We start from the raw sequence: 24,374 nt of genomic DNA, 5'->3' as shown, positions 1-24,374 counted from the left end.
AGCGAATTTCGCGGCACGGGCCCCTGCGCCCCTGCCGCGAAATCCCGGATCGGTCAGCCCGCCTCGGGATGGTCCTCCAGATGCCACTTGCCCGGGGCCGTCCGGCGTATGCCGCCGCCGCACCCCCGGCATGCCCCGACATACCCGGCATCGGTCCACACGACATCTCTCCGGACAGGCTTGTGCCGCCCGAGCAAGCACTTCAACTTGGTCGCAAACATTGCATGGCCCCCCAGTGCAATTCGTGAATTCCGACGACCCCCCGTCGGAATTTGCGTACATTAGTTAACACAACAAGCCGGCGATAGCCTGATTTCGGGCGGACAGTTGTCCCGCGATGAGATCGTCCGCCCGATGCATTCCGCAGCGGCAGTTGCCGCGGTGCCCTTCCCCCAGGCCGCCTGCCCTGCAACGTGGCCGCATCCGCCAAAGCGCCCACGCGGCATCCCCCTCCTCTTGCGGCCACGAATGCACGCACGAAGAGGGGCGATTCGCCACCGTTCACCGCACCGCGCTCTCGCATTACCCGCAGATCGAGGGTGCAGCCCCTGCGCGTTCATATGCGGGAAAGGCTGCCGTCAACATCCAGAAAGCCCACGGTGCACAAGGGCGGCAAGAGAGCCGCAATGGACACCCTGGCCAGATGAAGGGGGTTTTGAAAGCCGGAAACGCGAACAGGGGGTTCGGACGAAATGCCGAGGAAACGCACAAACCGGCTGAACAGGTTTGGAGGAACGACGTTATGAGTGGCATTTCCAAAAGGTCGCAGATGCTGATCATGCTCGGCATGCTGGCTATCCCGGTTTCGGGCAGCGTTGCGGCGCAGCAGCAGGATCCGCAAGAGGGCGATGTAGCGGCCACCGTCTACGGCGAACGTCCGGTCAACCGGGCGGAAGCGACCAAGGGCCCGGAGATCGAGGGCATCATCTCCGCCCGCATGGGTGACAAGATGCAGGTGACCAGCGCCGACGGCAGCAAGACCGTCATCGTCATCGATGACGCCACCAAGATCAAGGCCAGCGGCGGCTTCCTGGGCATCAGCCGCAGCAAGCTGGCGGCGACCTCGCTGCTGAACGGCCTGCCGGTCTCGGTCGACACCCTGCAGGCCAACGGTGCTCTGCTGGCGGACTCGATCGACCTCAAGAACAAGGATCTGAAGACCGCGTCGATGATCCACAACGGCACCGACCAGCGCTTTGCCAGCAACGAGGCCGCCACCGAGGCCCTGCGCGGCCGCATGGGCGACATCGACAAGTACAACGTCAAGGGCACGACCAACGTGAACTTCGACACCGGCAAGTACGATCTTTCGCCCGAAGCCAAGAGCAACCTGTGCGCCGCGGCCAATTCGGCCGATGGCATGGACAATGCCCTGCTGCTGGTGGTCGGCTACACCGACTCGGTGGGCAGCGACGATTACAACCAGACGCTCAGCGAAAAGCGCGCCACCCGCGTGGTGAACTATCTCCAGCAGGCCTGCCACTGGAAGCCCTACCGCATGCTGACCCCCACCGGCATGGCCAAGGCCGACCCGCTGGCGGACAACAGCACGCCGGAAGGCAAGGCCCAGAACCGCCGCGTGGCGGTGAACATCCTGGTCAGCAAGGCCGTGGACGGCTTCTAAACCGGGAACAGGAAATGGCCGGGGTGCTGCGGACCCCGGCCATTCGCCGCGATCGGCCGCGGCTCGCCCTCACTCGATATGCCGATCATCTCGATCAGCCTGGCCTTTTCCTGGTCGGCAAGGTCGGTCGTCTCGGCCGGATCGTCGACAAGGTTGTAGAGCTCCCAGCCCGAGGCATCGAGCGCGTTGAGCTTGTCGTGGGTGATCTCGTCGCCGAAGGCGCGGCCGGATTCGACAAACGAGGTACCCGGCCAGGGACAGACCGCGCGCCAGCCGGCATGGGTCCAGCCCCAGGAGAAGTGGTTGAAATACTTCGGCCCGCCGATGTCCTCCAGCGCCTTGAGGTTCTGCTCGAGATTGTCGGGCACGTTGTTGAAGAACTTGTTTTCGTTGACCGATCCGGTCGGCCCGCCCTCGGCGCTGGAGCCATTGTCGGAAACCAGCATGATCAGCGTATTGTCATACTCGCCGATGTCCTTGAGGAACTGGATCAGCTCGCCGAGATAGTGGTCGGTGTGCTCCAGGAAGCCGGCAAAGACTTCCATCATGCGGGCATAGAGCTTGCGCTCGTCGTCCGAGAGGCTGTCCCAGTCCTGCACGTCGGGATCGTGGCGCGACATCACCGTGTTCTGCGGAATGACGCCCAGTTCCTTCTGCCGCCTGAAGGTTTCCTCGCGGTAGTGGTCCCAGCCCTTGTCGAACTGGCCCTTGTACTTGTCGGCCCATTCCCTCGGCACGTGATGCGGGGCGTGCTGGGCGCCGGGGCAGAAGTACATGAAGAACGGCTTGTTCGGCGCTGTCCGTCGTCAGAACATTCGGCACAACTCGCGGCGTAGAATAGCGGAGTGCGGGCCTCGTCTTGGGGTTGATGTTAAGCGGCGTGCTTGCGGTGAAGCAAGCGCCGATGCTCGATGGTCTGTCGTTTGATCCTTTCACGCTGTTTGATGATGGCTGGCGCCTTGCCGAAGTAGGCGTCGGCGGGTGTCACGTTGTCGAGGCTCTCGTGGTACCGCCGGTGGTTGTAGTGCTCGACGAACGCCTCGATCTTGGCCTCCAGGTCACCGGGCAGGAAGTAGTTTTCCAGCAGGATGCGGTTCTTCAGGGTCTGGTGCCAGCGCTCGATCTTGCCCTGGGTCTGCAGATGACACGGGGCGCCGCGCACATGGCTCATCTTCCGGGCCTCGATGTATTCCGCCAGTTCGCCGGCGATGTAGCTGGGGCCATTATCGCTGAGCAGTCTGGGCTTGTGCAGCACCGTGGCGCTGTCACAGCCCGAGGCCTTGAGCGCGAGGTCCAGCGTGTCGGTCACGTCCTCGGCGCGCATGTTGGTGCACAGCTTCCAGGCGATGATGTAGCGCGAGAAGTCGTCGAGCACGGTCGACAGGTACATCCAGCCCCACCCGATGATCTTGAAGTAGGTGAAGTCGGTCTGCCACATCTCGTTCGGCCGGGTGGTCTTGGTGTGGAACGCATCGGCGGCCTTGATCACCACATAGGCAGGACTGGTGATCAGATCATGGGCCTTGAGCAGGCGGTAAACCGTGGCTTCCGAGACGAAGTAGCGCCTCTCGTCGGTGAAGCGCAACGCCAGCTCGCGCGGTGACAGCTCGCTGTGCTTCAGTGCCATCTCGACGATCTGATCCTGCTCCTCGGTCGCGATGCGGTTCCACACCCGGTTCGGTGCCGATCGCCGATCTTCCAGCGCTTCCGGGCCACCTTCGAGGAAGCGATCGTACCAGCGGTAGAACGTCCGCCGGGCGATACCGAGTTGGTCCAGCGTCCGCTTGGCGGTCAGGTGCGACTGCTCGACGATCCGGATGATCTCGAGCTTCTCGGATGCGGGATACCTCATTCGTCGTCGCCCCCATCCGCGATCATGCTTTTTTTGAGCAACCGGTTTTCCAGCGTCAGGTCGGCCACACATTCCTTCAGGGCACGGGCTTCGCGGCGCAGATCCTGCACTTCGCCAGTCGTCGCGGCACGGGCCGTGTCACCGGCCAGGCGGCGCTTGCCGGCCTCCATGAACTCCTTCGACCAGGTGTAATATAGGCTTTGGGCAATGCCTTCACGGCGGCACAGCTCGGCAATGCTGTCTTCGCCACGCAGCCCATCGAGCACGATGCGGATCTTGTCCTCGGCCGAGAAGTGCCGGCGCATCTGCCGCCGGATGTCCTTGACCACCCGCTCAGCGGGGGCCTTCACCGGTGATTTTGCATTGGAGGGTTTGGGCTTCATCTTCGTTCCTTCGTCACTACGACGAAGCCCAAACCCTCCTTAAATCACAACCTCAAACCTGTGCCATTGGCGCTGACGGCGGACAGTTCAAGGTATCGACCGGGACAACGCTCTTTCGCTTCATTCTCGAACGGCGGATCGGGCGTGCCAAGGAACTGCTTCTCGATCGGGAGATACCGATTGCGGAGGTCGCGCTGCGTGCCGGCTTCGCCGATCAAAGCCATTTCACGGTCAACTTCAGAAAACTGACCGGCACCACCCCGGCACGCTTCCGCGCTGATTCTACTTAGAGTCCGCCCGCTTCACACGCGGCGAGGTAAGTGGTGAGAAGACCCGTAGCCTCCAGACCAATGGCTCGGGCGACAGCCACGAACTCAACAACATCGATGCGGCGCTCGCCAAGCTCATATTTCGCTACGAAGGATTGCGGACGCGAGAGACGCACAGCCAATTCCGCCTGAGTCAGCTTGGCGTTTTTGCGGGCGTCGATTAAAACTTCCCGGAGTTTATCTTGCTGAGGCGAGCGAAGCGAACTGGGCATGGGATCCGGCGAATTGAGAGGCCGGAGCTTTCATTGATCCCATTTTCGGATTATCCCATAACGGGATTTTATCTCGCGAGCGCAGCGCCAGAAGGTTTGAGATGGTCGAGCACGAGCCCATGATTGCTGATGAAGCGCCCGGCGGAGAAGCTCTGACGGCTTATGACGAAGCTCGGCTCCGCACATATCTTCGTCTTTTGGACGCCGATGCTGAAGGGGCAGACTGGCGGGAAGTTGCCCGTATCGTGCTCAATCGCGACCCCGATGCCGATCATGACGGCAGCCTTCGGTGCTGGGAAACGCATCTGGCGCGCGCCCGGCTGGTCGCTGCGGACCGCCATGGTGCAATGCACGAAGCGCTGGATGCATCGGGCCGCATCAGGAAAGAACTGCCGTAACTGCCAGCAGGCATTCCGAGTGGGTGGAGAGCGCATGGGCGACCAGGATCATGCGCTCTCCAACATCGAAGGGCCGTTAGGGACGAGAACAGTCCCGCCCCCGGCACGGTTAAGTCGGGAAACGGAAGTCACCCGAAAATTCGGCTGGCGGCCGGAAACGAAATGCCGACCCGACCTCCTTGGCCGGTCGACTGATCAATATGGTCGGTGGCGGCAGAGACTCAGTCAGCATATCGGCCCATGCGACAGCCAGTTCCCGCCTTCGATCCATATAAGCCGCCCGGTTATAGGCTGCCTCGACCCGCTCCTTGGGGACATGGGCAAGCATGAGGTCGATGATTTTTCGGTCATGCTTCTTGCCGTGCCGTTCCACCCATTCGTTCATGATCGTCGAGAACGCAGCGCGGAAGCCATGCGGAACATGATGACCATGATAGCCGGCGCGGTTGAGCAGATAGCCGATGGCATTCGCGCTCATCGGCTTATGCCCATGCCGATTGCTCGGGAACAGTAGAAGGCTCCGGCCGGTCAGCGGCCATAGCGCCCTCAGCACCTCAACACTCTGCCGGGCCAGTGGGACGAGATGATCCCCGCCAAGCTCTTCCTTGCGATCAAGATCGCCCTTCATCCGCGCCGCCGGAATACGCCAGAGCGGTTCATCCCCTTCGAGATCTTCAAATTCATCCCATTGCGCGCCCCTGATCTCATTGGGCCGGACAGCAGTCAGTGCCAGGAAGCGCAACGCCAGCCTTGTGATCGGCCGGGCATGATCTTCCTCCGCATCATTGATCATTTTTCGCAGGCGCTTCAGATCGGTGATGGCCGGTTGGCGCCCTTTACGCATGGGCTTGAGGACCGCGCCCAGCTTTTCGGACGGATCCTTCTCCGCAATGCCCTTTGCGATGGCATGGATGAAGACCGCAGAGATTCGCTGCCGGACGCGCTTGGCCGTCTCCACCGCCCCGCGCTCCTCAATGCCCTTGAGGACTTCGAGAACCTTTGGCGGCGTGAGTTCGGAAATCGGCAGATCGCCGATGGTAGGAAATACGTCCCGCTCCAGGCTTCTTATAATGTCGTCGGCATGGACCCTGGCCCATTGCGTTCTGGCATTCTCGAACCATTCACGCGCCACCAGTTCGAACGTGTTGCGCGCGATTTCCAGATTGGCTTCGATACGCAGCTTCTTGACGGTCGAGGGATCCTTGCCCTCTTCCAACTCGGCACGGGCCTTGTCACGCTTGGCACGCGCCTCGACCAGAGTGACCATGGGGTAGATGCCGAAGGCCATGGTCTTCTGCTTCTCGCCGTAGGTGTAATTCCACTTCCAGAGCTTCGATCCGTTCGGCTTCACCAGCAGATAGAGCCGATGGCTGTCAGTGAGCTTGAAAGCCTTGTCGCGCGGCTTGATTGCGCGGATTTTTGCGTCGCTTAACATCGTCATCTCCGAGACCACGTTTTTCCAGCGTCGAGACCACAACACGAGACCACGCCATGGTTGGAGGCGTATGGACGACTGTGGCCGTGTGAGCCCGTTAAGTGTCAGATTTCAGAGGAAAAACGTCAATCCGAGTGGACGTTTGCGGACCCCCTTGGAGGGGTCGGTGGCGGAGAGGGTGGGATTCGAATATGGCCCGTAGAAGCCTGAAAATGCTCGCATGCACATACGAAATTTACTAAGTGTGCCCCCTGCTCTGCCCCCAAAAAAATTGGACGCATCCGCATCGTCTCGGACGAGGCGCCTCAATCCGAGGCTGTGCCATCAACCATGCAAAAAATCGCGATCTGTCTCTTAATCAGCGGGTCCTAGGTTCGAGCCCTAGTGCGTCCACCACTTTCTCCTTATAAAGCATATGCTTACAGCGCGACAGCAGAGACCTGCCGCGTGACGGAATTGCGCTAGGTAGCTCTCTAGGTAGCAGGCTCCTTGAAATTGATTTTGTGAGCGAAAGCTGCAAAATGGCCGTTCCGCGGGTTGCCTTGCGGCCCAGCTCAAGCTCACTTTCCAAGGCTGGCACGAATCGGCATTCTCAAAGTCGTCAGCCCTGCGACTTATATTTGAGTTCGGCGGTCCCATCTCAGCGGCAGAGGTGGCCAAATGCCAATTCCGGATGCGATGATCATTATCTGCCCGTCCTGCTCGACGGCAAGGCGCGGCTCGATGGAAGAGCTTGTCCGCCGTCAGCACCAATGGCACAGATTTGAGGTTGTGAGTTAAGGAGGATTGGGGCTTCGTCGTAGTGACGAAGGAACGCAGATGAAGCCCCAATCCTCCTCGAAAAAATCGCCAGCCAAGGCCTCCGCGGAGCGGGTGGTGAAGGACATCCGGCGTGCAACCCGGCGGCATTTCTCGGCCGAAGACAAAATCCGCATCGTGCTGGAGGGCCTGCGCGGCGAGGACAGCATTGCCGAGCTGTGCCGCAAGGAAGGCATCGCCCAGAGCCTGTATTACACCTGGTCCAAAGAGTTCATGGAAGCGGGCAAGCGCCGCCTCGCCGGCGATACAGCCCGCGCTGCGACCACCGGTGAGGTGCAGGACCTGCGCCGCGAAGCCCGCGCCCTGAAGGAATGTGTTGCCGACCTGACGCTCGAGAACCGCCTGCTGAAAAAAAGCATCGTTGCGGATGGGGACGACGACGCATGAGGTACCCCGCATCCGAGAAGCTCGAGATCATCAGGATCGTCGAGCAGTCACACCTGCCCGCCAAACGCACACTGGACCAACTCGGCATCGCCCGACGGACCTTCTACCGCTGGTACGACCGCTACCTTGAGGGCGGACCAGAAACGCTGGAGGATCGGCCATCGGCACCGAGCCGGGTGTGGAACCGTATCCCGGCGGACATCCAGGACCAGATCATCGAGATGGCCCTGGAACAGTCCGAGCTCAGCCCGCGCGAACTGGCCGTGCGCTTCGCCGATGAACGCCAATATTTTGTATCTGAAGCCACGGTTTACCGCCTGCTCAAGGCCCATGATCTGATCACCAGCCCGGCCTACGTCGTGATCAAGGCCGCCGACCAGTTCCACACCAGGACCACCCGGCCGAACGAAATGTGGCAGACCGACTTTACCTACTTCAAGATCATCGGCTGGGGTTGGATGTACCTCTCCACCGTGCTTGATGATTACTCGCGCTATATCATCGCATGGAAGTTGTGCACCAACATGCGGGCCGAGGACGTCACCGACACGCTGGACCTCGCGCTCAAGGCCTCGGGCTGCGACAGCGCCACAGTGCTGCACAAGCCAAGACTGCTCAGCGACAATGGGCCCAGCTACATCGCCGGCGAACTGGCCGAATACATCGAGGCCAACAAGATGAGCCACGTGCGCGGCGCCCCGTGTCACCCCCAAACCCAGGGCAAGATCGAACGCTAGCACCAGACCCTGAAAAACCGCATCCTGCTGGAAAATTACTTCCTGCCCGGTGACCTTGAGGCCCAGATCGAGGCCTTCGTCGAGTACTACAACCACCAGCGCTACCACGAGAGCCTCGGCAACGTGACGCCCGCCGACGCCTACTTCGGCAGGGCACCAGCCATCATCAAACAGCGGGAAAGGATCAAACGACAGACCATCGAATATCGGCGCTTGCAACACTGCAAGATCGCCGCCTAACATCAACCCCCAGACGAGGCCCGCACTCCGCTAATCTACGCCGCGACCTGCGCCAAATGTTCTGACGACGGACACTCGCGCGATGTCATCCTTGCCTCATGGCACAGGCCGGCATCGCGCAAGGAGACCCCAAGCCATTGGTTCCGGCTTCGCTTGCCCCCTGTCAGTGCAAGGTGTCGGAGGGCAGCATTCGTGCACTAGCGACAATGTAGAGCAGCAGACTGGCGATCACTACCGTTCCGCCGACAATCATCGGCAATGTCATTGCCTCTCCGATAACCGCCCATACCCAGACCGGACCCAAAACGGTTTCGAGCAGCAACAGCAGGCTGACGTTGGCTGCGGGCGTATGCCGCGATGCCACATTGAGCAGCATGAACGATGTCGGCAAAATGATGAAGCCCGACACCACGATCGGCCAAAGCTGGTCCCCGGCCGAAAATGTACCGGCCCCACCGACAGCGACGATACCAAACAGTGCCGCCAGCAGCGATCCAAGCCCGACCACCGCTTCGATCGGCATCTTGTCACATTTGCGGATGACCACAAAGGACAGCGCCAGCACCGCGGCCGAGCCCAACCCGGCCAGCGCCCCCAGCAGCACCGGAATGTCCAGTACAAGGCCGCCATCGCTGCTGCCAAACACCGCGACGGCGATGCCACTCAATACCGCAGCGATGACCGCCCAGGTGATCCGCGGCACAGCTTCACCGCCTATCCAGCCGAAGATCGCGGAAAACACCGGGACCGTTGCCACCGCGAACAGCACGATGGCCACAGGTGCTACCGACAACGCGGCAATGAACAAAATTCCGTTCAGCGCGTGACAGGTAACAAGTATCAGCGCCGCGCGGCTCTTGAGACTGGCCCGTTCCGGCAAGCCCTGGAATGCCCAGAGCCCCAGCAGCATCGTGGCCACACCAATACCGCGCCAGGCGATGAGGGGATATCCGTCCATGCCCGACAGACGGACCAGCAAGGTATCCGGTGTCAGCAGCATGGCGGCCATGATTGCGAGAACAAGACCGAAAGGCGAGGATCGGGGCAAGCGGGGGGCTCCTGTCAGCCGGGGCAGCGAACTCTCGAATTCACTGACCCACTGGCGGATTGAAACGCGAATAGCCTTCCAGCACCCACGCCGGATCGGGCTGGAATGGTTCGAGGTTCCATTCCTCCACATCGAAAGTCCAGAAACGACCGCCTGTCCCGTCATGCGCCCGGGTGTCGGCAAACTCAATTGTCGCACGCCCCGTCAGGTTAAGTTGCCTTCCGCCATCGAAATCGACGACCGTCAGGCCGCCCGCCGGTTCGAGCAGGAAGTTGCCCAGCGTCATGAACATCGAATTGCCGATATAGTCGGGGATCGTCAGCCGGTTGCCCTCGACCGCGACGAACCCGGGATTGCCGCCCCGATGGCTGGCGTCATGCGCATCATCTGCGGCCCTGCTTGCGGTAAAAAGCGTATCGGCGCGTTCGATCAGTTCGCGAACCGGCGCTGAAAGCAGGGTTCCAGCCTCGTGCACGGTGGAAATATAGGCGCCTGGCGCTCCGCCGGGCACCCGTTTCTGGATATATTTGGGACAATTGGGGCACGTCTGCTGCACGGCGATGGCAAGGTTGCCATCGCGCGCCTGTTCCAGCAGGCCGTTGACTCGGAACCGGCGGCCCCGAGCAGGGTCGATCACCACCATACCAATCGGACGCGGCTTCGGGCAGGCGTCCAGCAGTTCCCGCAGCAGTTCCGGGACATGGGCATGGGTCAAGCATGCCGCAAGGCGCCATGGATGTTCAACTACGAGAAACGGCCGGGCGGACGCGACGATGAACGACCAGACGCGGCCCCGATCGTCACTCATGGCGATATTCACCATCCGCTGTTCGGCCATGTAGGCACCGGCATTCGCAGGAAGATGATCGCTGATGAACCGCTCGTTCTTCAGGCCCGTGGAACGCTCTCCCGTCAATGTCTGGAGGCGCACCTCGCCCTCATGGAATGCCCCTTCATTCATCGTCACAGCCCCATGTCCGAAAGCGATGGATGATCGTCCGGCCGCCGCCCCTGCTCCCAACGGAACAGCCGCTGGCTTTCGTCGATCGGCAGATCGTTGATGCTGGCGTGGCGGTTCTTCATCAGCCCGTCTGGCTCGAACTCCCAGTTCTCGTTGCCGTAAGCACGGTACCACTGGCCGCTGTCGTCATGGTATTCATAGGCATAGCGCACGGCGATGCGGTTCTCGGTGAAAGCCCAGAGCTCCTTGACCAGCCGGTATTCTTGCTCTTTCGCCCATTTCTCCGTCAGGAACCGTACGACCTCCTCGCGCCCGTCGACGAATGTCGAACGGTTGCGCCATTTCGTATCCGCTGTGTAGGCTCTGGATACGGCCTCCGGATCGCGCGAATTCCAGCCATCCTCGGCGAGACGGACCTTGAGCATAGCGCTTTCACGGGTGAACGGCGGAAGCGGCGGTCTGTTTTCCAATTGAATATTCCTTCTTCAAGAGGTCCTATGCAGGGGTGCGATGAAACCTCGACACGCGCGGACTTTCGACGCTCATCGCCAGCACTTTGCTGATGTAGGTAAGACTCTGGCCGGATTCGGATTGCCAGACATCGAATGCCTGCTGGATCGCCTGCCGGGCTCGTGTGGATGTCGGCACCTTGTCAGCCACGCCTTCGATTGAGAGGCGCAGGATAACGTCGTCAGACAGAACATAGCTGTCCACGCCCGCTTCACGCAGGAAATATTGTGCCGTCTTGTCGCCAAGCCGATCGCCGCGGCGGTGAAGGTGTTCGAGCAACTGGGCGAACTGATGCGGACCGTGTCCGGCCAGGAATGCACCGAAACTGCCGTGACGTTCGATCGTATCCAGCACGAAGATGGCATTGCGCCGGACTGACTGGATGCGCGCGCCGTTGCGCACTATTCGCGTATCCCTGAGCAGGTCGTCGAACCAGTCGTCACTCATGTTGGCGCAGCGTTCGGGATCGAAGCCGGCGAAGGCTTCCTCGAAGGCGGGCCACTTGCTGTTGATGACCTGCCGGTTGAATCCGGCACGAAAGATGTTCTGCGTCATCTGCGACAGCCACCGGTCGCCCGGTACTGCAGACAGGTGCTGCGGCGAGAGCGGAGCCGGGATCGACGCCTCAACCCTCTCAATACTTCCCTTGCGCCCAACGGCGATGGCGAGGATTTCCGTAAACTTGCGCATGGGACTATTCCTTGCCCTGCCCGCGTCGATTCGACACCGGTTTGCCCACCCACCCGGCAAAGGTATCCACCCCGCGCACGCGGACCAATCCTGGATCAAGACCATGCCCGCGACCGGCAACTGGAAGCACCTGTTTTCCCGATCGCTTGCCGCGCAGGCGCCGCGCGTATCGTTTATGGCACATGGCCACCATTTGTGGCCTGACGTGACGCTGGAAGCACAAATAGCCGCCTGGCATGACGCGAGCGCCCTGGCGGGACGGAAATGGGACCATGTGCTTGGACCAGTATGGGAAGAAGCCCGGCGCCATGTGGCGAACGAACTGAACCTGCCCGATCCCGGAACAATCAGCTTTGCGGGTAACGCCCATGATTTCCTCGTCAGGATCGTCTCTGCCATGCCGCGCCGACCGGTGCGTGTGCTCACCAGCGACAGCGAATTCCTCAGCGCCATGCGCCAGTTGCGCCGATGGGAGGAAACCGGAGAAGTGACGCTCACGATCGCGAAGCCTGCGGAAATCGAGGGCATCGTCGCGAAAGGCGACTTCGATCTGATCCATGTCAGCCAGATCCTCTACAACAGCGGCCTGGAATCCGATTGGCGCAGCATCGCCCGGCTTGGGCGTCCGGAAGGTCCATGGGTTGTGATTGACGGCTATCACGGTTTCATGGCGTTGCCGACCGATCTGTCCGGGATTGCCGAACGCGCTTTCTACATCGCCGGCGGATACAAATACGCGATGGCGGGGGAAGGCGTGGGCATCCTGCACGCACCGCCCGGGTTTGCACCGAAACCCGGCATCACCGGATGGTTCGCCCAGACTGCCGAAGACGCCTCTCAACTCCCTGGCGAAGTATGGTATCCCAAGGATGCTCGCCGTTTCATGGGCAGCACGTTTGATCCCAGCGGTCTCTATCGGTTCAATGCGGTGCGGCGGCTGCTGGATGCCGAAGGGCTGGATACGGCCTTGATGGCGGCGCACGCGCATGCGCTGCAGAACAGATTTTTGCAGGACGTGCGGCTTCCCGGTCTGGAACTGGTCAGCCGATTTGGCCACGAACCGGGTGCCAGGTTCCTTGCTTATCGCGGAATCCATGCCGAAGAGGTGCGCAGCAAACTTGCCGAGAAGGGCGTTGATGTGGACGCACGAGGGGACCTGCTCCGCATCGGGTTCTCGATCTATCACGATGAGGCCGATCTCGAGCTCCTGATCAAGGCGGCGTCGACCTGATAGCGGAACATGGCCTGTCCCATTGCTCATCGTGCGGGGCCGAGTGACCTGAATACCGCCATGACCTGATCGCGCGCGTGCTTGTCTCCAGTCAGTTCCGCAATCCCCAGAAGGGTTGCGCGTGCGCCTTGGCTATCGTTCGTGGAGATCTGCAGGCGGGCCAGATGATGCCAGGAATCGAGCATCCGGGGCGCGATCCGGGTAATCCGGTCATGCAGCACGATTGCGCGCTGGGTATCGTTTTCGCTCTCAGCCCTGACCGCCTGATTGAACAGCAGCCGCGCGAGGACCTGATGATTGGTCATCGGAACAAGCAGTAGTTTGCCATCCATATCCACATCAATGGCGTGTCCCTGATAGAGCGCCGTGAATTCGTCCGCGCCAACATGGCGGCCACCGTTGAACGGATCAATGATAACGGGATTCTTCTCTCCGATCTGTACCAGCACATGACCCGGCCCGTTGAGAACATGGGCAACCCAGCCTGCCCGCCTGGCCATCGCGACGTAGAGGATGGCCAGACTTATCGGCAGACCCCGCTTGCGATCCAGAACCCGGATGAAATCCGCGTTGACCGGCGCGTCATAGCTTTCGGCATCGCCGGTGAAGCCATGTTCATCATGCAGCACCTCGGCCAGTACGATAGCCTGCTCGCTCGACATGATCGCGCCGCGGCCTTCCTCGCAAACCCCGTCCTCTATTGCTTCGAGCTGCGCCAGATAGGTGCCTACGTCGCATTCCGCATGGTCAAGCTGGCTGAGCGCGAGCGCTGCGATATCGAGGAGGATATCCTGATCATCAAGGACCCCGATTACGGAAATATCCATGGCATTCGTCCCTTCGAAACTTGTCACCTCAGCATGGCCGGTGCCGTACGGACAGAGTCGTCCAGCCTATCGCCAATCATTCGCCATGCCGCCCGGATCTCCTGACGATAAAGTGCATCGTCGCTGACCTGCGCGAGGCCGGGAAGGCTCAGCAAAGCCTGCTGCCTGGGGCTGAGTAAGCCTCGCGTATTCCCGCCGTATGGGACAGCCAGGTTGATCGCGGTGCGCTGCGCGGGAGTAAGCGGAAGGTATCGCATCGCGGTCTTGCGCAGATAGAATTGCGGTTCCTGATCGACTTTAAATCCACCCCCTCCGATCAGGGCGAAGCCTTCCGTTCGGGCATGTTGAATCAAGTCTTTACGTCCGTTGCTGCGCGGATCGAACTGTACCCGCACCACTTCCTCGCCATCCACCCAGCCGGCGTCGGTGGTAATGACCGAAGGATGCTGGGCCAGGCTGGTCTCACCCGACCAGAAACACGGCGTGGTGAAGGTCGCGGTCTCGGCAAGCCCGGCTTCTACCACCAGATCCCGACCCAGCATGGTGAACCATGGCGGTATTGCAATGCCGCCACGTTCCATCACTTGACCGATCTTACTGAATAGACCCAGCGGGTCATACCGATTGGCCAGACGATCAACGATTGGTTCGGCATCGGCCGTGACGAAGTGGATCACCGGATTGTTCCACGCCGCCTCGCCAAACTGGCGCAATACTTCCGCATCGCTGCCCGGGTGGTTGTTGAAGATCGCCAGAGGGACAAAATGCTCCTCGATAATCTCGACCATCAAGGGATGGCTGAGCACATCATGGCCGAAATTTACGCATGTGGAACAACCAGGGACCTCCTGGAATAACAGCAGGATCGGCTTGCCGTCTGCACGGGCTAACGCCTGTGCCTGTTCGAAATCGCGCAGCCAGCTGACATCGCCGAGCTCACGGTGCTCGCGACGGGAAATCATGAGTGTTTGCATATTTGAATATGTAGGCGGCATGCGTACCATTTCCAGTACCGGGCCAGGACTGGCCCGCCCGCACACGGTATGCCGCAAACCCAAATCACCGGCAGACATTTGATCCATGCAGTTCACGTATGTCACTAATGCGTTGCATCCTGCTGGCGACCGATCGAAGCTGAGGTGTGCCAGCACCGGGGGTGAAGAGAGTGATCGGTCCAACCCCAGCATGGCGGTAAGGGAAAACCAAACTATGCCCGACAACACCGACTTACGACAGCGATTGATCGAAGCATTCACCACCGCCGGCAGGGCACATGGGTTTGCATTCGTGCAGGTAAATGGAGCAGACGATGATTGGGCCTATTGGTACGCAGACATACTACAGCAGCCGCTCTCACTCATTTTGAGCCGCGAACTGACCCGCTCGCAAATCGTTGTCTGCCTGACCGCGATTGAGGACGAGCGACTCTCACGGTTCGGCGACCAGCACCCGTGGGCACCGCTGTATGCGGACCATTTCCTCACCATGTTTACAGCGCCTCAACCGGATGCCCAGCCCCAACTGGCGCTCTATTATTACCCGGAATGCCCCTATTGTCAGCGAGTGCTGCGCGCCATCACGGAAACAGGTGCCAATGTCTCGCTGCGTCACATCTGGGATGAACAGCAGCATCGGGCAGACCTTCAGGCCGCGCGTGGGCGGACCACCGTTCCGGTGCTGAGGATCGCTGACCAGGACGGAGATCGCTGGATGCCGGAATCCACCGATATCGTCCGTTATCTGCATGAATTGGCGAAGACATAATTGCTGGCTGCAATCCCTGACCGATCGACTGCACATGCGCGCCGAACGCATGCGACGATTGTATAGATTCGATGCCTTATTGTGGCTGCCCCTGTCGCACCCAATCTTGGTGACACGGAGGAAACGCTGCCGATCAGGCTGACAGGTTGCCTCTTCCGCTGTGATTGAATCCCTAGTGAAGGCACAAATGCCTGGACAGGAATCGAGAACATGGAACTGAATCGAAGAAGACTGCTGGGTGGACTGCTGGTCGGCGCCGCGGCGTTGCCATTCGCGAACAAGGTGCTACGCGCGCCCGCACATGCTGCGATCGACGCAAGACCGCGCGGTGAGATCAACCTGAGCGATGCCGAGTGGCGCCGACGCCTGAGCCCACAGGCCTATCAGGTGCTGCGACATGCCGATACCGAGTACCCCGGTACCAGCCCGCTCAACCGGGAACATCGCAAGGGCACGTTTGCCTGCGCAGGCTGCGATCTGCCGCTTTATTCAGCGACCACCAAATTCGACAGCGGAACCGGCTGGCCCAGTTTTTGGGATCACCTGCCCAACGCGGTGGTGCTTTCCACGGACTATGAAGTTGGATACCCCCGCACCGAAGTCCGCTGCCGCCGCTGTGCCGGACATCTCGGACACGTTTTTGACGATGGCCCACGCCCCACCGGGAAACGCTACTGCATGAACGGAGTGGCGATGAAATTCCTGCCGGAGAAATCACGATGACCAAGAGCTTGCTAGTTTCGGCCGCCGTTGCCGGTTTGACCGCCGCCGCAATCAACATTCCCGCGCCGTACGCCCGGGCAACGGGCGCTGTCCAGCCCGTGGCTGCAGGCAATGAAGTGGCAGTGTTTGCGGGCGGCTGCTTCTGGGGCATGGAAGGCATGTTCGAGCATATCAAGGGCGTTAAGTCCGTTACCCCTGGCTATGCCGGAGGTACGGCGCGGGACGCCAACTATCCCGCAGTCTCGTCGGAAACCACCAGCCATGCTGAATCTGTGCGGATCGTCTTTGACCCCCGGCAGGTGAGCTATACAGACCTGATGGGCGTATTCTTTACCGTGGCCCACGATCCGACTCAAGTGAACGGCCAATACCCCGACGAAGGCACCAGCTATCGCTCCGCGATCTTCCCGCAGAACGATGTCCAGCGACGGATGGCGGCTTCCTATATCGCATCGCTGGGTCGCTCCGGCGCCTTTGCCAAGCCGATCGCAACCAGGCTGGAAAACGGATCCTTCTATCCCGCCGAGGCGGAACACCAGGATTTCATGCGGCGCAATCCCGATCACCCCTATATCGTCAGGTGGGACAAGCCGCGCCTTGCCAAGTTGGCTCGGACCTGGCCCCAGCTATACGTTCGATAGTCTGTTCCTGACAGCGGTAAGTGGCGTGCACAGCACTCGCTGCCGTGCGCGTTCCCTGATCAGCGTCTCGTGGTCAGGCAAACATTATTTGCCGGACCAATCGGGGCAAGCTCGTAACGGGCCTACCCAGGTGCTGCATCGGTGGCATGTCGAAACACATGCCACCGATGCCCACTGACCTAGTGACGGCTCTACCCGGCCACTTGCTCTGCGTAGAATCGCTTCATTTCGGCAGCGATGTAGTTTCCGCAGTCTTCTACTGCAAAATGGCCGCTTTCAAGCCAATGGAAGTCCGCATCCGGCAAAATCGTCAGATAAAGTTCACCGCCTTTCGGCGTGAAAAAGATGTCTCCGTTGCCCCAGAAAATCTGGGCCTTCGGTTGCATCTTCTGGAACATGGCCTGAACTGACTGGTACTGACTCACGTTGTTCCGGTAATCGTAGAAGAAATCGAGCTGGATCCGCTCGGCGTATTCGTGCTGAAGATGAAAGGTGTCAATCTGCCAGGCTTCCGGTGACACCAGCGAGGGGTCGGGATGACCATGCTGGTATAGTGTCTTGACCGTATCCGGCTGCAGGAAACCCCTCAGTGGTTCCTCTGTTTCCGGCGTCTTGTTAGGCTCAGGACCCATTGATTGGCTGACGGCGATGTGATTCAGGCTCCGCGAGGAGACTGAGCATGAGCGACCTGTATTGGCTGACGGACGAGCAGATGGCGCGGCTGTTGCCGTATTTTCCCAAGAGCCACGGCAAGCCAAGAGTTGACGACAGGCGTGTCCTGAGCGGGATCATCTTCGTCAATCGGAACGGCCTGCGCTGGCGGGATGCGCCCAGAGAATACGGGCCGCACAAGACATTGTACAACCGCTGGAAGCGGTGGGGCGAAATGGGCGTGTTCACTCGGATGATGGAGGGCCTGTCCGCGCAGAGGGCCGAGCCGCAGACCGTCATGATCGACGCGACCTATCTCAAGGCCCACCGCACGGCGTCCAGCCTTGGGGTAAAAAAGGGGATCTCGGGCGTTTGATCGGACGGACAAAAGGCGGCATGAACACGAAATTACACGCCATCACCGATGCCAACGGGCGTCCTTTGAGCTTCTTCATCACGGCCGGCCAGGTAAGCGATTACACCGGTGCAGCGGCCTTGCTCGACGATTTGCCCAAGGCCAAGTGGATGCTCGCCGACCGCGGCTATGACGCTGACTGGTTCAGAGATGCGCTGGAACAAAAGGGCATAAAACCGTGCATTCCGGGCCGCAAATCCCGTTCTTTGCCCGTCAAATACGACAAGCGGCGGTACAAGCGGCGTAACCGCATCGAGATCATGTTCGGTCGTCTGAAGGACTGGCGCCGCGTGGCAACGCGATATGACCGCTGCCCAACCGTCTACTTCTCAGCCCTCGCACTGGCGGCCACCGTACTCTTCTGGCTGTGATCAGTGAGTCCTGAGCCTAGCGAAGACACAGATTTTGGAGAGCGAGCCCTCCCTCTTCCTGGCTATCAAGCGTCTCGGAAATGGCCGTAAATCGCGACAGTATGCGCCGCAGCACTTCGGCAACGGGTTCAGGTCTGGGGTAAAACGGCTCGGATCGACCCGAAATGCCGAGTGGGCGAATGTCCGACAACGCACGGTGCTGTATCTCGCCCCGCAAACCGTAGTGAATCGGCGTATAGTGAAAATGGAAGCGCTTGCCCGGCCAGCGCGCGGCAAATTCAACGAGCCGCGAACCCAGTGCAGCTACCGCCTCAGCTTCACTCAGCCCGCCCAGGGTTCGTGCGTGAACGTGGCCAAAATCGATACACGGCTCCACACCATCGACCTGGCTGGCCATATCCAGAATCGCCTCAACTGAGCCCAACTGACCCAGCTTGCCCGCGGTTTCGATGAACAGACCCGTTCCGCAGCGGCCGAGTTTCTCCATGAATGCCCCAACCCCATCGACGAAGCGCTTTGCGGCCTCTTCCTCGTCCTGGCCGTACAACGAGCCGGGGTGGATCACGATTTCTCGGACTCCAAGCTCGTCCGCCAACTCGAAAGTCCGCAGCAGGGATTCGGTTGAACGCCGATACTTCTCAGGCTCTGGACTGCTCAGGACAATATAATAGGATCCATGGATCGAAAGTCTGATGCCATAATTTTCTGCCAGCTTGCGGTACAGCCGGCAGGTGTGTTTCGGCATGTTTGCACCGCGCGTCATCTGCAGTTCCAACGCATTGAGCCCAAGCCCGGCTAGCCACGCAAATATGGCCGAACGGTCTTTCCCCGTAGTCCCCCTCACGAAGGCAGGTGGAAACCCGCCCACGCCAAAATTTGGCATCTGGCGGTTCATTGCCGGGGTTAAGGTGGCCTCAACCGGATTGCAGAATTGCCCACTTCGCGCGGTAGATTCACGCACGTGCAGCTCTGACCGAAGTCGACAGATTATCCATAGGGCGGTCAGCAATAATCCACAAAGGGCAGATAATTCATTACACGCTCCCTGATCTGGTGCGCGCGGAGGTGTTCTCAACAACCCGGGCGCTTGTCCAATCGCCTATCCGAATAGATTCAATACGAAATCCGGATGGTGCGCCGCATCCCATTGGCGGCGCGGGGCAAATATGGTTTCCCCTCGCGGCGGGTGGCGGACAGAACTATCCGTCCCAGAGTGTGCTCGCTACCGGCCGCAGGTTCCGAGGCCGGTGGCGCATGCTAGCACGCGCGCCGCAGTTTCCGGTGACTGCTTGTCGGTAGCGCGATCAACTGCGTAGTTCGCCTTGCGCATCTGATCCACGCCAATCCGCCCCACCATCGGCCGTACTGCCGCAAGAAACCGGCTATCACCCGCGGCGCGCCGTGAAAGCAGCATGACAGCGTCGTATCCTGGCAGCGCCCGGCGCGGGTCAGTCAGAACAACCAGACTGTCTGCCGCGATCCGACCGTCCGAGCTGAACGCCGAGATCACGTCAGCATCGCCGCTGGCCAGCGCACTGTACATCAGGGACGGCGCGAAGCGCCGGGTATTGGCAAATTCGAACCGATAGGCATGCCTCACCGCCTGCCATTCGGGCCGTGCAAGAAATTCCAGATCGGTGCCCATTACCAGATGCGGCGACTGGCGGGCGAGGTCATCGAGAGTTGAGATTCCAAGCGCCTTAGCCTTTTCACCTGGCATCGCGAAGGCATAGGCATTCTCGAAACCCAGGGCCCCGACCAATTCCACCCCGCCATTCGACTTCGCCCATTGCCCGATCGTTTCGAGTGTCTCCGCTCGATCTAACTGATCCGTGCGTTTCATCTCGCCGGCCCATAGTGTGCCGGTATAGTCAACATAGACATCGATCTCACCAGCAGCGACCGCCTTGTATGCAACGCTTGAACCCAGGCCGTCGCGGTAGTCGACCGCATACCCCTGCGCTTCCAGGCGTTGCCCGATCAATCGGGCAAGGATGAATTGTTCGGAAAAATTCTTGGCCCCGATCACGACGCGTGGACGCTCGGCAGCGGAAGGCGCGAAAGTGACCGCGAGGCAGAAAACAAAGCCAACGACAATCGCGAACCCCGCCAGCACGGCCTGCCATCTGCGCCGGAGCGACAAGCCGACCTCGATCTGACCGATGAGGAAATCGACTGTTAGCGCCAGCCCCGCCGCCAGTGTGCAGCCCGCCAGCACCAATGACCAGTTCTGGATCTGGAGCCCTGCAAAAATCGGATCGCCAAGGCTCGGTTGGCCGACCATGGTGGCAAGCGTGGCCGCCCCCACTGTCCACACTGCCGCCGTGCGTATTCCTGCGACGATGAATGGCATGGCGAACGGCGCCTCGACCAGGCGCAGCTTTTGCCAAGATGTCATCCCCAGTGCGTCGGCTGCCTCGATCACCTCCGGGTCCATCCGCTGCCGGGCTGTCACCGCATTGCGCAGGATGGGCAGCAGGGCATAGAGCGTCAGGGCCAGCAGCGCCGGGGTGAAGCCGAATGCCGGGATCGGCCAACCGGTAAGCGAGCCAAAACTTACCAGGACGGGATAGAACAGCGCCAGCAGTGCAAGCGCCGGGATTGTCTGGACCAGGCTGGCCAGTCCCAGCGCCACGGTCGCCACAGGCCGCGAACGGCTTGCCCACACCGCGAGCGGCAGCGCCAGGGTGATCCCCAGCAGCAATGCCGCAGCACTGAGCAAAACGTGTGCCGCGAGCTTCGTGCCCAGACCATCGAAGGCTGCCGACCACGCGGTCATTGCTGAAGCTCAATCAACCGACGTGCCGCATCGCGATGAATGGCGATCAACGCCTGCGCCTGTTCACCGCCGGCGCCTCCGAGTAGTGCACGGGGCGTTTCATCGGCCACGATCTGTCCGCGCTCCATAACCAGAACCCGGTCAGCGATAAGCAGAGCTTCGGCCATGTCGTGCGTGACGATCAGGCTGGTAAGCGCAAGCGAGTCATGCAGGGCGCGGACACGTCGGGCGAGGCCACTGCGCGTAACCGGATCGAGCGCGGCAAAGGGCTCATCCAGCAACAGCAGGGCTGGTGAAGGTGCGAGCGCGCGGGCCAGCCCTACCCGTTGTTGCTGCCCGCCCGAAAGTTCGCCAGGCATGCGCGTGGCAAAATCGGCTGGGAGCTCGACCAGTTCGAGCTGGCGCGCAACCAGCGCACTATCGGACCTCTCGCCCTTGATCGTCACGCCGATTTCGATGTTACGTGCCACGCTCATATGCGGAAACAGCGCGACCGACTGGAAGACGAAACCGATTTTGCGGCGATCCATTGGCCCAAGCGCAGCGCCTTCAAACAGCACCTCGCCACCATCGGGTGCGATCAATCCGTTGGCCAGGCGCAGCAAGGTCGATTTTCCCGCGCCGGACGTTCCTACGATCGCGGTCATGCTACCGCGCGTTATGTCCAGTGACAACGGCCCCAGCACGGGCCTTGCACCGTATGCCTTGCTGGCGTTCCGAAAGGTCAGAATGGTTGGGGTCGAAAGGTCCACGTGCAACACCGGTAGTGTATCATTGCAGCGACAGGAAGGGCCGTACGCCGGTAACCGTCCGGCCTGACCCGCTTGCTCGGTTCGGGATGTGTGGTCAGGACGTCCTATTGGTCGCTCATTTGAGCGTACGATAGGACGATCATGACGCAAGTGACGGTGTTGAATGGTGCGCGACGGCATCGGGATTGGTCGGACGAGGAACGTCTGGAGATTCTCCGTGAGGCATTTTCGCCGGGCGCAGTCGTTTCGCAGGTGGCGCGGCGATACGATGTTTCGCGGGGGCTGATTTACATTTGGCGCCGAGCGGCCATGCGGCGGGCGGAAGCGGCGTTCGTCCCCGCGGTCATCGAGGAAGTTTCGGAGCCAACCGTGACTCCCACTGGGCTGTCCGAACCGGAGGCGGCGATCGTGCTGGAACTGCCTGATGGCCGGCAACTGCGCATTTCGGCATCGACGCCGCCTGCCTTGGCCGCAGCCGCGCTGAAGGCGCTACGGTGATCCCGTCGGGCGCGCGAGTGTGGATCGCGATGGGCCACACCGATATGCGTAGGGGCATGCAGGGTCTGGCCGCGATGGTCCAGCAGCACTTCACCAAGGATCCGTTTGCCGGCGATCTGTGGGTCTTTCGGGGACGCAGCGGCACGCTGGTGAAGATCATCTGGCACGATGGGATCGGCATGTCGCTTTACTCAAGGCGGCTTGAGAAGGGGCGTTTCATCTGGCCCTCGGCGAAGGATGGTGTGGTGTCGCTGACGAGTTCGCAACTCGCCTGCCTGCTCGACGGTATCGATTGGCGCAACCCGCAGTATTCCTGGCGGCCACAGAGCGCCGGATAGCTAGTAAAGCGATCGCATTTCGGGCTTGATCGGAGGGGCTGACGATGATTCACTCCCTTCATGGAAGCCGCTGCTTCGCCCTTTCCAGATGACGCTGATGCGCTCAAGGCGCTGCTGGCGAACGCGCTTCTGAAGGCCGACGAGGCAGAGCAACGCGCCGCAGCCGTCGAGGCCGAACTGGCCAATGCCCGCGCTCTGGCGAGTGCGACCGAGGCCATGATCGCCCATCTCAAGTTGCAGAACGCCAAGCTACGCCGCGAGCAGTATGGCACCAGCGCCGAACGCACCGAGCGGCTGCTTGCGCAGTTCGAGCTTGAGCTCGAGGACCTCGAAGCCGATGCGGCCGGGGACGAACTCGCCGCCCAAGCCGCCGCCGCGAAGACGACGGCCATTTCCGCCTTCGAGCGCAAGAAGCCGGTCAGGAAGCCGTTCCCCGCTCATCTTCCGCGCGAACGTGTTGTCGTTGCCGCGCCGTGCTCGTGCCCGGCCTGCGGCGGCAACCGGCTGTCCAGGCTCGGCGAAGATGTGACCGAGACGCTGGAGGTGATCCCGCGCTCGTGGAAGGTCATCCAGACGGTGCGCGAGAAGTTCGCCTGCCGGGATTGCGAGAAGATCACGCAGCCGCCAGCACCGTTCCACGTCACCCCGCGCGGATGGGCCGGCCCCAGCTTTCTCGCCATGCTGCTGTTCGACAAGTACGGCCAGCATCAGCCGCTTCACCGTCAGGCCGAGCGCTTTGCCAGCGAAGGCGTGACGCTCAGCGTCTCGACGCTCGCCGACCAGATCGGCGCGGCCTGTCTTGCGCTGATGCCAATATACCAACTGATCGAGGCCCACACACTGGCCGCCGAGCGCCTGCACGGCGACGACACCACCGTGCCGATCATGGCCAAGGGCAAGACGATTACCGGGCGATTGTGGGACTACGTACGCGACGATCGGCCCTTCGGCGGCAATGATCCCCCTTCGGTCGTCTTCTACTATTCGCGCGACCGGCGCGGCGATCATCCACGACGCCATCTTGCGGCCTGGTCCGGGATTCTGCAGGCGGACGCCTATGGCGGCTACAACGAGCTTTACGCTCCGAACCGGCAGCCGGGGGCGATCCTCGAGGCTGGATGCTTCGCGCACGCGAGGAGGAAATTCTTCGAGCTGGCCGACGTCGAAGGTGCCGCACGTAAAAAGAGCCGCGGCGAGAAGGCCGGGCTCGTCTATCCGATCGCGCTCGAGGCCGTGCAGAAGCTCGATGCCCTGTTCGCCATCGAGCGCGACATCAACGGCAAGAGCCCGGCCGAACGTCTCGCAGCCCGTCAGGAACTCAGCGCGCCGCTGATGACCGAGCTCCACGAATGGCTGAACGCACAGCTCGCCCGAATCTCGCGCAACCACGATCTCGCCAAGGCCATCAACTACATGCTGCGCCGCTGGAGTGCGTTCACCCGCTTTCTCGACGAAGGCAGGGTCTGCCTCTCGAACAACGCCGCCGAACGATCGCTGCGCTGTGTGCCGCTCGGACGCAAATCGTGGCTATTCTGCGGTTCCGATCGCGGTGGCCAGCGGGCGGCGGTCGCTTATTCGCTGATCCAGACCTGTCGCCTCAACGACGTCGATCCCCAGGCGTGGCTCGCCGACGTCCTCGCCCGCATCGCCGATCATCCCATCAGCCGGATCGACGAGTTGCTCCCGTGGAACTGGCGGTCCGCTAAGGTCGATCTCGCCGCCTGACCCAACTTCGCCGCGGTCCTCGGCGTATGCTTAC

The 24,374-nt window shown here is 61.0% G+C and carries 24 protein-coding genes and 2 pseudogenes; 12 read left to right on the top strand and 14 right to left on the bottom strand.

Going from position 1 to position 24,374, the window contains the following annotated elements; translation table 11 throughout:
• Positions 1 to 742 precede the first annotated feature (742 nt).
• Complete coding sequence (locus tag DM450_RS02820; RefSeq protein ID WP_142632498.1) at positions 743 to 1,624, top strand: OmpA family protein; 882 nt, start codon at positions 743 to 745, stop codon at positions 1,622 to 1,624.
• On the opposite strand, the pseudogene DM450_RS02815 reads toward DM450_RS02820, so the two are convergent.
• Positions 1,621 to 2,406 (bottom strand): annotated as a pseudogene (locus DM450_RS02815) (sulfatase-like hydrolase/transferase); the annotation flags it as partial. The gene DM450_RS02820 and the pseudogene DM450_RS02815 sit on opposite strands and share 4 nt — an antisense overlap.
• Positions 2,407 to 2,495: 89 nt before the next feature.
• Positions 2,496 to 3,859 (bottom strand): IS3 family transposase gene (locus tag DM450_RS02810; protein ID WP_142632496.1). Its coding sequence is split into 2 segments (ribosomal slippage): positions 2,496 to 3,511 and positions 3,511 to 3,859, totalling 1,365 coding nucleotides; the frame shifts between segments, so codons are not numbered across the junction.
• Between DM450_RS02810 and DM450_RS26520 the strand changes: the two genes are divergently transcribed.
• On the top strand, positions 3,829 to 4,149 hold the full coding sequence (locus DM450_RS26520; protein ID WP_142632495.1) for a helix-turn-helix transcriptional regulator: 321 nt from the start codon (positions 3,829 to 3,831) through the stop codon (positions 4,147 to 4,149). The genes DM450_RS02810 and DM450_RS26520 overlap by 31 nt on opposite strands.
• Here the strand turns inward: DM450_RS26520 and DM450_RS02800 are convergent.
• The gene (locus DM450_RS02800; RefSeq protein WP_142632494.1) at positions 4,146 to 4,400 is read right to left on the bottom strand and encodes a multiprotein-bridging factor 1 family protein; all 255 of its coding nucleotides are present in this window, start codon (positions 4,398 to 4,400) and stop codon (positions 4,146 to 4,148) included. The two genes, DM450_RS26520 and DM450_RS02800, sit on opposite strands and share 4 nt — an antisense overlap.
• A 32-nt stretch (positions 4,401 to 4,432) precedes the next feature.
• Here DM450_RS02800 and DM450_RS02795 point away from each other — a divergent pair, with 32 nt between their 5' ends.
• The gene (locus DM450_RS02795) at positions 4,433 to 4,798 is read left to right on the top strand and encodes a DNA -binding domain-containing protein (protein ID WP_409529358.1); all 366 of its coding nucleotides are present in this window, start codon (positions 4,433 to 4,435) and stop codon (positions 4,796 to 4,798) included.
• 109 nt (positions 4,799 to 4,907) lie between these two features.
• Here DM450_RS02795 and DM450_RS02790 read toward each other — a convergent pair whose 3' ends face one another.
• Positions 4,908 to 6,233: a tyrosine-type recombinase/integrase gene (locus DM450_RS02790; protein WP_142632492.1), complete on the bottom strand. Its 1,326-nt coding sequence runs from the start codon at positions 6,231 to 6,233 to the stop codon at positions 4,908 to 4,910.
• 819 nt (positions 6,234 to 7,052) lie between these two features.
• Between DM450_RS02790 and DM450_RS02780 the strand changes: the two are divergent.
• Positions 7,053 to 8,416 (top strand): annotated as a pseudogene (locus tag DM450_RS02780) (IS3 family transposase).
• 163 nt (positions 8,417 to 8,579) lie between these two features.
• Here the strand turns inward: DM450_RS02780 and DM450_RS02775 are convergent.
• Genes DM450_RS02775 through DM450_RS02760 form a run of 4 tightly spaced genes read right to left on the bottom strand, consistent with a single transcriptional unit; the run spans position 8,580 to position 11,625 of the window.
• Entirely contained in the window at positions 8,580 to 9,464 is an 885-nt protein-coding gene (locus DM450_RS02775; protein ID WP_221889450.1) for a DMT family transporter, read from the bottom strand.
• 40 nt (positions 9,465 to 9,504) lie between these two features.
• Complete coding sequence (locus tag DM450_RS02770) at positions 9,505 to 10,425, bottom strand: pyridoxamine 5'-phosphate oxidase family protein (protein WP_142632490.1); 921 nt, start codon at positions 10,423 to 10,425, stop codon at positions 9,505 to 9,507.
• Positions 10,426 to 10,427: 2 nt separating this feature from the next.
• On the bottom strand, positions 10,428 to 10,895 hold the full coding sequence (locus DM450_RS02765) for a DUF1348 family protein (protein WP_142632489.1): 468 nt from the start codon (positions 10,893 to 10,895) through the stop codon (positions 10,428 to 10,430).
• Between the two features lie 25 nt (positions 10,896 to 10,920).
• Positions 10,921 to 11,625, bottom strand: coding sequence for a DNA-3-methyladenine glycosylase I (locus DM450_RS02760; RefSeq protein WP_142632488.1), 705 nt, complete (start codon positions 11,623 to 11,625; stop codon positions 10,921 to 10,923).
• Positions 11,626 to 11,728: 103 nt separating this feature from the next.
• Between DM450_RS02760 and DM450_RS02755 the strand changes: the two genes are divergently transcribed.
• Entirely contained in the window at positions 11,729 to 12,856 is a 1,128-nt protein-coding gene (locus tag DM450_RS02755) for an aminotransferase class V-fold PLP-dependent enzyme (RefSeq protein ID WP_142632487.1), read from the top strand.
• Between the two features lie 26 nt (positions 12,857 to 12,882).
• Here the strand turns inward: DM450_RS02755 and DM450_RS02750 are convergent, their stop codons facing one another.
• Complete coding sequence (locus DM450_RS02750; RefSeq protein ID WP_142632486.1) at positions 12,883 to 13,683, bottom strand: transglutaminase-like domain-containing protein; 801 nt, start codon at positions 13,681 to 13,683, stop codon at positions 12,883 to 12,885.
• 23 nt (positions 13,684 to 13,706) lie between these two features.
• Positions 13,707 to 14,645, bottom strand: a complete 939-nt coding sequence (locus DM450_RS02745; protein WP_260610110.1) for a VPGUxxT family thioredoxin-like (seleno)protein, type 2 — start codon at positions 14,643 to 14,645, stop codon at positions 13,707 to 13,709.
• Between the two features lie 247 nt (positions 14,646 to 14,892).
• Here DM450_RS02745 and DM450_RS02740 point away from each other — a divergent pair, with 247 nt between their 5' ends.
• The 3 genes from DM450_RS02740 (at position 14,893) to msrA (ending at position 16,811) form a co-directional block, all read left to right on the top strand.
• Positions 14,893 to 15,447 carry a glutathione S-transferase N-terminal domain-containing protein gene (locus tag DM450_RS02740; protein WP_185928689.1) on the top strand — a complete coding sequence of 185 codons (555 nt, stop codon included), beginning with the start codon at positions 14,893 to 14,895 and terminating at the stop codon, positions 15,445 to 15,447.
• A gap of 210 nt (positions 15,448 to 15,657) precedes the next feature.
• Positions 15,658 to 16,170, top strand: coding sequence for a peptide-methionine (R)-S-oxide reductase MsrB (gene msrB / locus DM450_RS02735; RefSeq protein ID WP_142632484.1), 513 nt, complete (start codon positions 15,658 to 15,660; stop codon positions 16,168 to 16,170).
• Positions 16,167 to 16,811 (top strand): peptide-methionine (S)-S-oxide reductase MsrA, encoded by a 645-nt coding sequence (gene msrA, locus DM450_RS02730; RefSeq protein WP_142632483.1) that lies wholly within the window; start codon positions 16,167 to 16,169, stop codon positions 16,809 to 16,811. Before msrB ends, msrA begins: the two co-directional genes overlap by 4 nt.
• 191 nt (positions 16,812 to 17,002) lie before the next feature.
• On the opposite strand, the gene DM450_RS02725 is transcribed toward msrA, so the two are convergent.
• The gene (locus tag DM450_RS02725; protein WP_142632482.1) at positions 17,003 to 17,443 is read right to left on the bottom strand and encodes an alpha/beta fold hydrolase; all 441 of its coding nucleotides are present in this window, start codon (positions 17,441 to 17,443) and stop codon (positions 17,003 to 17,005) included.
• A 47-nt stretch (positions 17,444 to 17,490) separates the two neighbouring features.
• Between DM450_RS02725 and DM450_RS02720 the strand changes: the two genes are divergently transcribed.
• Positions 17,491 to 18,248 (top strand): IS5 family transposase gene (locus DM450_RS02720; protein WP_142632413.1). Its coding sequence is split into 2 segments (ribosomal slippage): positions 17,491 to 17,824 and positions 17,824 to 18,248, totalling 759 coding nucleotides; the frame shifts between segments, so codons are not numbered across the junction.
• A 16-nt stretch (positions 18,249 to 18,264) separates the two neighbouring features.
• On the opposite strand, the gene DM450_RS02715 is transcribed toward DM450_RS02720, so the two are convergent.
• From DM450_RS02715 to DM450_RS02705, 3 genes are all read right to left on the bottom strand, one after another.
• Entirely contained in the window at positions 18,265 to 19,209 is a 945-nt protein-coding gene (locus DM450_RS02715) for a TIM barrel protein (protein ID WP_142632481.1), read from the bottom strand.
• 261 nt (positions 19,210 to 19,470) lie between these two features.
• On the bottom strand, positions 19,471 to 21,027 hold the full coding sequence (locus DM450_RS02710) for an ABC transporter permease/substrate-binding protein (protein WP_142632480.1): 1,557 nt from the start codon (positions 21,025 to 21,027) through the stop codon (positions 19,471 to 19,473).
• The gene (locus tag DM450_RS02705) at positions 21,024 to 21,758 is read right to left on the bottom strand and encodes an ABC transporter ATP-binding protein (protein WP_409529357.1); all 735 of its coding nucleotides are present in this window, start codon (positions 21,756 to 21,758) and stop codon (positions 21,024 to 21,026) included. The genes DM450_RS02710 and DM450_RS02705 overlap by 4 nt, the downstream gene beginning before the upstream one ends.
• Positions 21,759 to 21,920: 162 nt before the next feature.
• Between DM450_RS02705 and tnpA the strand changes: the two genes are divergently transcribed.
• From tnpA to tnpC, 3 genes are read left to right on the top strand one after another with little or no spacing between them, the layout of a single operon-like run.
• Positions 21,921 to 22,277, top strand: a complete 357-nt coding sequence (tnpA, locus tag DM450_RS02700; protein ID WP_142632478.1) for an IS66-like element accessory protein TnpA — start codon at positions 21,921 to 21,923, stop codon at positions 22,275 to 22,277.
• Positions 22,274 to 22,615 (top strand): IS66 family insertion sequence element accessory protein TnpB, encoded by a 342-nt coding sequence (gene tnpB / locus DM450_RS02695; RefSeq protein ID WP_260610108.1) that lies wholly within the window; start codon positions 22,274 to 22,276, stop codon positions 22,613 to 22,615. The genes tnpA and tnpB overlap by 4 nt, the downstream gene beginning before the upstream one ends.
• Positions 22,616 to 22,675: 60 nt before the next feature.
• A complete protein-coding gene (gene tnpC / locus DM450_RS02690) occupies positions 22,676 to 24,340 on the top strand; it encodes an IS66 family transposase (protein ID WP_142632476.1) in 1,665 nt (554 codons plus the stop codon).
• Positions 24,341 to 24,374 lie beyond the last annotated feature (34 nt).

The sequence above is a fragment of the Sphingomonas sp. IC081 genome (assembly GCF_006874585.1).
Classification (GTDB): domain Bacteria; phylum Pseudomonadota; class Alphaproteobacteria; order Sphingomonadales; family Sphingomonadaceae; genus Novosphingobium.
The sequence above is the reverse complement of the archived record's forward strand: the minus strand, read 5'-3'. Positions and strand labels throughout refer to the sequence as shown.